7 protein-coding genes, 1 pseudogene and 1 other annotated feature are annotated in these 9,473 nt (G+C 37.8%); of the genes and pseudogenes, 3 read left to right on the forward strand and 5 right to left on the reverse strand.

Annotated features, from left to right (window positions below; all coding sequences use genetic code 11):
- The 3 genes and pseudogenes from QO187_RS13505 to QO187_RS13515 all read left to right on the forward strand — a co-directional run.
- A pseudogene (locus tag QO187_RS13505) lies at nt 1–570 on the forward strand (hypothetical protein); the annotation flags it as partial.
- A gap of 342 nt (nt 571–912) precedes the next feature.
- Entirely contained in the window at nt 913–1,764 is an 852-nt protein-coding gene (locus tag QO187_RS13510; RefSeq protein ID WP_102092622.1) for a thymidylate synthase, read from the forward strand.
- A gap of 137 nt (nt 1,765–1,901) precedes the next feature.
- A protein-coding gene (locus QO187_RS13515; RefSeq protein ID WP_102092624.1) for an IS3 family transposase occupies nt 1,902–3,121 on the forward strand; the annotation gives its coding sequence in 2 pieces (ribosomal slippage) (nt 1,902–2,187 and nt 2,187–3,121; 1,221 coding nt in all).
- Nucleotides 2,177–2,293, forward strand: a sequence feature (AL1L pseudoknot). (Overlaps the previous gene by 117 nt.)
- A gap of 126 nt (nt 3,122–3,247) precedes the next feature.
- Here QO187_RS13515 and QO187_RS13520 read toward each other — a convergent pair.
- Genes QO187_RS13520 through QO187_RS13540 form a run of 5 tightly spaced genes read right to left on the reverse strand, consistent with a single transcriptional unit; the run spans nt 3,248 to nt 9,147 of the window.
- On the reverse strand, nt 3,248–3,760 hold the full coding sequence (locus tag QO187_RS13520; RefSeq protein WP_371548620.1) for a hypothetical protein: 513 nt from the start codon (nt 3,758–3,760) through the stop codon (nt 3,248–3,250).
- Nucleotides 3,757–5,865: a site-specific integrase gene (locus QO187_RS13525; protein ID WP_371548622.1), complete on the reverse strand. Its 2,109-nt coding sequence runs from the start codon at nt 5,863–5,865 to the stop codon at nt 3,757–3,759. The genes QO187_RS13520 and QO187_RS13525 overlap by 4 nt, the downstream gene beginning before the upstream one ends.
- Entirely contained in the window at nt 5,865–7,148 is a 1,284-nt protein-coding gene (locus QO187_RS13530) for a site-specific integrase (RefSeq protein WP_371548624.1), read from the reverse strand. Before QO187_RS13530 ends, QO187_RS13525 begins: the two co-directional genes overlap by 1 nt.
- 50 nt (nt 7,149–7,198) lie before the next feature.
- On the reverse strand, nt 7,199–8,443 hold the full coding sequence (locus QO187_RS13535) for a hypothetical protein (RefSeq protein WP_371548626.1): 1,245 nt from the start codon (nt 8,441–8,443) through the stop codon (nt 7,199–7,201).
- The gene (locus QO187_RS13540) at nt 8,440–9,147 is read right to left on the reverse strand and encodes a tyrosine-type recombinase/integrase (protein WP_371548628.1); all 708 of its coding nucleotides are present in this window, start codon (nt 9,145–9,147) and stop codon (nt 8,440–8,442) included. The genes QO187_RS13535 and QO187_RS13540 overlap by 4 nt, the downstream gene beginning before the upstream one ends.
- Nucleotides 9,148–9,473: the final 326 nt, after the last annotated feature.

A 9,473-nucleotide genomic window follows, 5' to 3' on the forward strand; every position in this document is an offset into this window, starting at 1 on the left:
TTTTTTAGTCATGGTAAACTCCTTATCGAGTTGTTAGTTTACCAAGTTTTATTCTACGGTTTCTTCAGCATACCTCAGTACAGCCCTAAAGGCTTACTGTTGACTGCTTTGATGCTTATCAGTCTTCTTATAGATATACTGATCGTCTTGTTCGCAGTCTTATTTATTATATTCATAAAGGATTTGCCATCATTAAGCTTAATATCAGCATTAATTATATTAGCGTTCATACCATTCGCTTATATGAATTTTATATGGTTCTTTAAACCCTTACATCACTTAATGACCCACCGTATCAGTAAAGCGCCTTTGTTGTTTGCAAATATAAATACAGACAATGCTGACATTGAAATGTATAAGGGAGCTGACGGCTATAGAATAGCGAGAATAACGGCCTTCACTTCCATTTGTCCAATTTGCACAGCCCCTATTGAACTAGCTGATGGCAAACCTGATCAAAAGCAGCCGTTAGTGGGTCGATGCAGAGAAGCACCTCATGCCCATGTGTATAGCTTTGATAGGATGACTTTGAAAGGATATTTTTCAGGTCATGAAGGTTATTTGAAGTAATGGCAGGCATCAATCAAGTAAATCCAATATTTTCATACTAAATAGTTAAATCAATTCCTTGTAGTCTTTCTTGGTTAAAAGTACAGCCCAAACAGCCGACTGTTTCCATAAAAGTATCTTATGGCAAATGATGTTAGATAGAAGGATTCGGTTTCATTGGCTCCATTGGGGCATAGTCTGTTGATAAGTTACTAAGACAATCAGTTGTTACGAACAGGTTTGTACAATTGAGCCTTGAAACTTTATAATGCTCAATGAAATCAAAAGGTAAAATGTATTGTCCACGCAGATCAACAAAAATCACCTTTTGAGCTAAGTTTGTAGTCTAACTAAGGTTATTGAATGAAACAGTATCTAGATTTATGTCAACGTATAGTTGATGAGGGTGTATGGGTAGAGAATGAACGAACTGGAAAACGTTGCTTAACCGTTATTAATGCTGATTTAGACTACAACGTAGGAGCTAATGAGTTTCCCTTAGTAACTACTCGAAAGAGTTATTGGAAAGCAGCTATCGCAGAGTTGTTGGGATATCTACGTGGTTATGATAGCGCAGATCAGTTTCGAGCTATTGGATGTAATACATGGAACGCCAATGCCAATGAAAATGCAGCTTGGTTAGCTAATCCTTATCGTAAAGGTAAGGATGATATGGGCCGAGTTTATGGTGTACAGGGACGAAGATGGCGTAATTCAGTAGGAGAGGAGTTTGACCAACTTCGTAAGATTTATAATAACTTGCGAAACGGTATTGATGATCGAGGTGAAATTCTAACCTTCTACAATCCAGGTGAGTTTCATATGGGATGTTTACGTCCTTGTATGCATACTCATACATTTTCGTTGTTAGGTGGAAAGCTTTATTTGACTTCATCACAACGTTCATGTGATGTACCATTAGGTCAAAATTTCAATCAGATTCAAGTGTTTACCTTACTAGCTCTCATGGCTCAAATTACGGGCCACGAGGCTGGAAAAGCTTATCATAAGATCGTAAATGCACATATTTATGAAGATCAATTAGAATTAATGCGTGACGTGCAATTAAAACGCGAACCTTATCCGGCACCTAAGCTTCATATTAACCCTGAAATTAAGTCTCTCGAAGATATTGAAACATGGGTAACATTGGATGATTTTAGAGTTGAAGGATACCAGTATCATGAGTCTATTGCCTATCCATTCTCAGTTTGATATAAGCATAAAGTGAAAGTTGAGAAAAGTGATAAATTTCTATTAGGCATAAAGTATCAGTATATGTGATTTATGCTATAGGGTATATGAACCGCCCCGGGATTGTCGGAGACTCAACATTCTGAGAGAATACGACAATGAAAAAACAAACCTACACTCCTGAGATTAAAGAACGCGCCGTTCGCATGCTGATAGAAGCGTTGGGCGACTATCCTTCCACATGGTCAGCGATTCAAGCCATTGCCCCTAAGATTGGCTGTACGCCTGAAACCCTGCGGTCGTGGCATAAAAAACACATCGATCAAACTATTCCTGCATCGGTGCAAGCGCAAAGTGATAAAGAGCGCATCAAGGAGCTTGAACGCGAATGCAGAGAGCTCAAGCAAGCCAATGAGATCATACGTAAGGCTGCCGCTTTTTTCGCCCAGGCGGAGCTCGACCGCTGACTAAAATCATGATTCAATTCATCGACGATCATAAGAATAATTATGGGGTCGAGCTGATCTGTAGAGTATTACCGATTGCCCCATCAACCTATCACCGTGCTAAAGACTTGGAGAGCTACCCTGAAAAACGCTCACTGCGCAGTCAACATGACGACTTTTACATCAGCGAGATTAAACGTATCTGGCAGGACAGCAAATGCCGTTACGGTGCGCGTAAAGTATGGCAGCAGATGAAAGCTGACGGGTTAAAGGTTGCTCGTTGTACCATAGAGCGTTTAATGAGACAGCATGGCCTACAAGGTGTCTGGCGCGGTAAGGGTAAAATAACAACTCACAGCCGTGATGATCAAAAGCGTGCTGATGACTTGGTTAATCGTAACTTTAGCGCTCATCGCCCTAACCAGCTCTGGGTGGCAGACTTTACTTATATCAAGACGATAAGCGGCTGGGTGTATACCGCTTTTATTATTGATGTGTTTGCTCGCGCTATTGTGGGCTGGAAAGTATCTAATCGTATGAACACAGATATGGTGATGGCGGCGTTAAATCAAGCAATAGCAGATAGAAACTATCCCAAAGATGTGATTCATCACAGTGATCGAGGGGTTCAGTATTTATCCATTCGCTATACTGATAAAATGGCTGACTGCGGTGTGATTGCCTCTGTTGGCACTACAGGTGATTCATACGATAATGCACTGGCTGAGACGGTCAACGGGCTTTATAAGTCTGAGGTGATTCATTATTTAAAACAGAACTGGACTGGTGTGAACGATGTTGAACTAGCAACCCTTGAATGGGTGGATTGGTTTAACAAAACACGATTGCATAGCACGATTGGATATGTGTCGCCCTTTGAGTTTGAAAAGCGGTATTATGATAATTTAATCCTGTCAGGCATTGCTGCCTGACTAAAGTAAATCAGCCTCCGATAAAGTCGGGGCGGTTCAATATGCTTATTAGCTAAGCTCTCGCTAGCTTTTAAGCAAGAGGAAATTAAGATTATGCTCTTTATAGAATAGATAATTTTTGACAGACTAGTGCATAAGCTGTTTCGATCTTGTATCTTCTAAAACTAACATTTTTCTCAATTTCTCAATTTCTTGTCTGGCTTCTGATAGGGATCTCTTATCTGTGTCAGATAGTGTTTTATAATAATCTCTTGATTCTCTCATCTTTTGTAACCGTTTATCTGAGTGCTCAGCGACCCTTTTTGTATCTTGATATTCATTAAACCAGTAGATAACCTCACTTTGTGCTCGACTTAGCTTTGCTTCTAGCGCATTTTTTGCATCGTTAGTGCTTAAACGTACTTGTTCTTCAAGCGATTTCTCTTTAGTTTTTCGGGCTTCTCTAATCTGTTTTAGTTTTTGGCCAGGCCAAACTCGGTTTGAGATGGTGTTCCGATGAATACCAGTCATTTCTGAAAGTTGTGCTACAGTGACTTTCAACCTCTTATTGCCTTTAATGTCCGATAATGCTTTTTCCAATAGTAATGTATTTGCGTCATAGTCGTCTCTATTTTTCTGGTCATAAGCTTCATTACTCATAGTTCGACTTCCTCACCAAGACTTTCCAGTACCACTTTAGCTTCGTTCATTGCCGCTAAAATTTGATCACGATTTTGCGAGTATTCTGGTTTATTTAGATTGACCTTATTTAATGTGTAAACTTCACGCCATTTAGGAGCATGTTTAATAGTTACAACGGCTTGTTTACACCGAGCTGGGTTACAGCGTAGTGAACCAATACATGGCAAACTTGAATCATACTCTTCCTGTCTATTACCATAGCAAAGCCCCTGTCCCATGTAGACAACGGCAACTCCTTGATCTACCATTGCTTCATACACTTCATCTTCCGTATAGCCTTCAGCCATATATCCATTAAATGTCTTAATTAGACCTTTTTTATGCTCATACGCTTTACCGCCATAATACGTGCCATTTGGATTATGGGCTGTTTTAATAGCCTCTAATTCAGCTGCTCGACGCAGTGATTTCTTATCACCTTTTCGGTTCCCATCTTTTGATAGCATTTCACCTATATCACCATACCCTAGCGTTACTAATGAAGTAGAGCCAGTAGAGGTGTAATTAGAGACACTATCCACAAAATGTTTTAATTGAAAAGATATCAGAGGTAGACCAACTTCAGCCCTGAATAGTTGATATGTTAGGGTGTGTCTTAACATATATGGATTAAATTTTATTTCATTAGCAACGTTTTTGCCTAATAGTTGACTAATAAAATTATTCATTTGATGTGCAATACCCGTACTATCCATTGACTGTGGGGAGCTACCAGGTTTAACAGTATCTACATTAGAAACTAAATAAGGTGAAACTTTAATTTTTGAAATATACGAGGCTGCTAATATTGCATCTTTAACAATTGGTATAGCTACCCACTTATCGTCGAATAAACCCGTACTAACTTCATCTTTATGTTTTTTGACAGTACTTTCAATAAGCCAAACACCATCACTTTGAACTAAGCACGAACAATTCTGAACTCTTACTTCTGATAATTCAGATGGTCTCATACCTGTATACTGACCTACTAAATATGTGCATGCGTACGTTACGAGGTTGAAGTATTCTCTAAGATTATCTAACTTATAACCACGTTTTTTCAATGCTTTACGTAAAGTCAGTCCGCCCATAACATTAGAATCTTTGTTGAGCATCCAATTATAGGATTCCACCATATTTGTAACGAAACTCGTAGAATAGCCTTTAGTTCCTAGCCTAATAGCAATATAAGCATTTAAGATTTCGTGGGTTACTCTTTCTTGGTTTGCCCATGATAGATGGTTGCTTGTATCAAATCTTTCTAACGAGTTAGAGTCAGATATTTTTGCTGAAGCCCCTATAGCACTTAAAAAGTCAACTATGATAAAGGAAGCCATTTTCGATAAAGACTCAAAGACCAAGTCTGGTAACACTTGATCTTTCTTTTCTTTATCAATATTAGCTCTTTTCTTCCATTTCAGGCTATTTAACTCTACATAAGCAATAGGCTTTTCAAATACATACTTAACAGAAGCTGGACTGCGCAGGTATGTGAAAAACTTATCTAGCGCTACATCTTTTACACGATCATAGTTTTCAGCAGCTCTGGAATACAGTTCGGGTGTTATGTCGGAGAATGTCTGGATTTTTTCTTGAACAAACTCATAACCTAGCTCATGAGATGCTTGTTTGAATAGTTCATTGATAAATGTTAAACCACTTTCAAAAGTTGCAATCAAGGAGTTGGCTTTTAATGTTTTTTTTGATCGGCTTTTACCCTCGTTTTTCTGCAGCTTGAAGATGGAACTATTGAGCAAAGCCAACTCGAATATAATTTTCATTTCTATCAAAACAAATGCCGGAATCGCTGTATATTTCGAAAAATTGATTCGTAGCTTTGCACCTTGAACATTTCTTGCAGCATTAGGATAATCTTTATTAAAGTTCCAAACGCTATCAGAAAACTTTGATAGTGTTGATATGGGTTTGTCCATAAGAGACGTCATATACTCTATATCAAATGTGTGCTTATGCTGAAGGCACTCATTTCTCTGATCCGTAATAGGATTTAAGGCTTCTAAAACATAGAAACGATGTTTTGCAAAAGCTGTCAACACGTCTAATTTTTTTTCATAGTCCATCAAATTACTCCATCAACTAGTGTAGTGGTTTCAATGTACTCTGCTAAACGCTGTCCATTCTTTAGATCCTCTAAGGAAAAGTCAGACAATGCTGGATCTGTAATGCCTTTTATTAGTTCCATATTCTCCGAAATGACATGTCCGTAGGGGGTGTCCATAACCCGAGTGTGCTCTGTCAAAAGCGTATAGTCACGCTTCATTGCAAAGATTTCAGGGAGGTTTTTAGCCGTAATAATGACATTGTCACAACCTAAACACTTATTATATTGTGAGCATGGAGTACCAGGAATATAGGATGAAAGGTTTTTTACAAAATCTGGAGGATCAAAAATATTCCTGCATTCTGCTAAAGGGGTATGGAAGGTTATTGCTAATTCGTTGGTATCTCTAGTTTGTAATTCTTGTGGTACTTCTTGAGTTTGTGTATTCAAAGTAGATTGATGTATTTCTTTTAGCTTATCGTTTATCTTTACTCTACTTATCGTATTGAAGTCAAAAGATTCGAGGTAACCAATAGTCGTTTGAATTGAGGAGTGCCCTAACATGAGCTGAATTTCGCGTAAAGTCACTCCACTGTCTAACATCTCACTAACAAAGGTTGGTCTAAATCTGCTTATTGTAAGAGTTAACGGCTCTCCTGCGTCGTCCTTCAAATTATATTTATCAACAAACTTAGATAGGCTATTATTTAAGGCTTTACTATTTTTTCCTTTATTTCCTAGTAGGGGAGATACTCTTCCATGACTTCTACGACCGTTTGATTTGTAAATAAACAACCTATCGCTGCATGTATCATTCTCTATGTCTTTTCGAATACCGCCAGTTAACTGCTTTAGTTCTTCGAAAATAAATTTTATCGACTTAGCTTGAGACGATGTGAGCCATGTCAGTTCTGTATTGAAAAGGTCGAGATGATACTCCTTATAGCCATCAGAGCGCTCTTTCCAATATCTAAGACAAGGTCGCGATGTTGCTGGATGAGATTCTAGATAATCGTTTACGTTGAGAGAAAGTAAAGAATCTGTATTTAAGCCTGTAATTTGAGCAAGCCTTAAGAGGTAGGGCGTTAGTATGTCCATATTTATCATTGGAGTAACACCCCATTCGTCATATATCTCGCTCAGTCCTTTGTCTGAACTGGCAGTAATGTTCAAGAAAGATTTCTCGATAGGGGATTCTGCTGTATGGTAATGAACTGGCTTACACATCAAGGGGTTTTCAAACAGCCATCTCGCATTATCTAATGTAGAAAGGCCTCTTATTATACGACCTTTCTCATTCAAAGGATTTTTCCCTATACCAGTTTTTGATGGTGTGTCAAAAAGTATGCTGATTAAAATTTGAACAATTTTTGAAGCCTTGAAAGCCCTATAGAATCAGAGAACTTAGCATAGATTTCGTATTGACTTTTATCGCCAGCATACTTTTTAGAACACCACCCAGTTTTTTTATAAGGTATGAGAGCTGCTCTAGATTGACACAATCCTTTTTCGATAGCATCTAATACCTGAATTCGCTCGTTCATTGTAAATGGCTTTTTAACATCTGTTTCTCTACTTACAGTAAAGCCATTTATATCGAAAAAGCTATACTCCATGTCACGTACTTGGGTCAGCCTATACAGTGTTCTGCGTACTGAACTCAAAAGTGTATTTGCATGATAACTTGATATTTCTTTACTTATTATTTTTCTCTCTAAATATTTTCGATATCTAGATAGGAGATGCTCATCAAAAACTGTGACAATTTTTAAAGGTAAATTACCATATAGTTCAGATAAGAAATCCATAAAGGAATTACTCGCAATTCTATAGTTACTCTTGCCTGATTCTGAAGAGACAATTGTACTAGTAGAGGCAAACAGTTGCTCAACCTGAATGAAAGGTTGTAACTCCGAAGGGTTGATAAAGTCACTTTTAATATTTAAGGCTCTTTGTGCCAGTATATCAAAACGTGCTTTTTGACTTTCTTTACTTTTTCCATATATCAGTTCAGTCATCACTCTATAATCGTTATTAATTATTCCAAGCTCTTGAAGGTCATCATGTATATATTCCCAAGCATCTTTAATAGTATTAAGGTCTAAGAGAGATTGATTTTTGGGAAAATTGTCTGATAATATTCTCCAAGTTGAAATTTTGTTCTCTAAAATAGGTAATCTATTTTTTTCTTCTTTTGATAAATTTCTATACCAATTAAGCAACTGCCTTCTAACTTCGAGTTCATCAGCTTCATAGCTTTCATTTGGTATTATTAGAATTCTTTTTTTAAGCATCTCTTCAATTAAAGGGTTTGTAAACTCTCTATATTTTTGTGCAATAGTATATGGGACACCTACAGCGCTCTGAATATGCTTGGTATCCACACCGAAACCTAAAGCACTATCAGACTGACTGATTGGCACTTCCCATAGCGCTTCTGTATTCTCAACTGTTTTGGACACCCATTCTACAACAGCTTTTTTAGCATCCTTTTTAAGTAACTTTTTTTCTTTATTGCTCTTGAAGTCTTCATTGGTAACTTCCGATTTAGAACGATTTTTATGACTCTCATCAATGGCTATTCCATCTTTTTTCATTTGATGTCCTTAATGCCAATTTTCAATTGTGTCTGCTCAGATAAGCGCCTCATCTTCTCAGCTCTAGTTAGTAAGTCCCCATTCTCATCACAAATAGTATTATAAATTTCCTGAGGAATACTGGTATACATTTGGGTAGTACTGAGGTGGTTATGACCTAAGTTTTTTTGTACGATAACGAGCCGATCTAGGTAGTCGGATCCTAGGTCATTTGATTGCAATATTGCATAGGCATTACCATGCCGTAGCTTGTGAGGAGAGATTATTCTATCGAGGCGACCTTTCTTTATTGCACGTTTGCTGAGCCGCTCAAGTAATTCGTTTATCGCTTTACGTGTATAAGGAGTACCTTTAGCATTAAAAAATGCTGGGGTTTGATCTGGATTTACATATTTGCGAGCATGTTTTTTGTAGAGCGGAGACGCATGATATTTCTGTATACGTTTAATGGTTGCCGAACTAACTAACGTCCACCGTGGTTTGATTTGATTTCCACGCCCCTTGCTACCTTTAATGGCTAAAGGTACGTAGTCTGCATGAATAGGTTGATCGGACTCTACTGAAATGAACTTTTCAGAGTTAAAGTTGACAGTATCTCTAAAATCTTTAAGAGTAACCCTGATCAACTCCGAACGCCTCACGCCAGAGTCATATAAAAACTGAAGTATTACTCGTTCTCGTTCTAATCGAGTAGATTGAATCAATATGAAAAGATCATCAAGAGTGCATGAAGTAATTGGTGTACGTTTTGGTAGTTTTGAAAAGTATCCATTACTATATGGATTGTCCTCTCTAAGTGGCTGACGGTCTTCTGTGCGACTGCAGAGGAAATGAATAAAAGCGTATATTGCTCCATCACGATTTCTAATAGTAGCTGAACTTCTATGTTCTTCAACACTTAGAAAAGTACAGTATTCCTGAATTACATACCCTGGGACTGTAATGAAGACCTCTGACCCATGCTGTCAAATCCGTAGAACTAAACTTGGGAGATTTTAATTACGCAGCCTGACGATAGTAGTCAAACCAC

It is taken from the genome of Psychrobacter sp. Arc9 (assembly GCF_041431295.1).
Lineage (GTDB): Bacteria > Pseudomonadota > Gammaproteobacteria > Pseudomonadales > Moraxellaceae > Psychrobacter.

Bases quoted from the DNA above. Each gene is read 5' to 3' on its own strand.
- QO187_RS13510 (WP_102092622.1), top strand. From the start codon at position 913: ATGAAACAGTATCTAGATTTATGTCAACGTATAGTTGATGAGGGTGTA.
- QO187_RS13520 (WP_371548620.1), bottom strand. From the start codon at position 3,760: ATGAGTAATGAAGCTTATGACCAGAAAAATAGAGACGACTATGACGCA.
- QO187_RS13525 (WP_371548622.1), bottom strand. From the start codon at position 5,865: ATGGACTATGAAAAAAAATTAGACGTGTTGACAGCTTTTGCAAAACAT.
- QO187_RS13535 (WP_371548626.1), bottom strand. From the start codon at position 8,443: ATGAAAAAAGATGGAATAGCCATTGATGAGAGTCATAAAAATCGTTCT.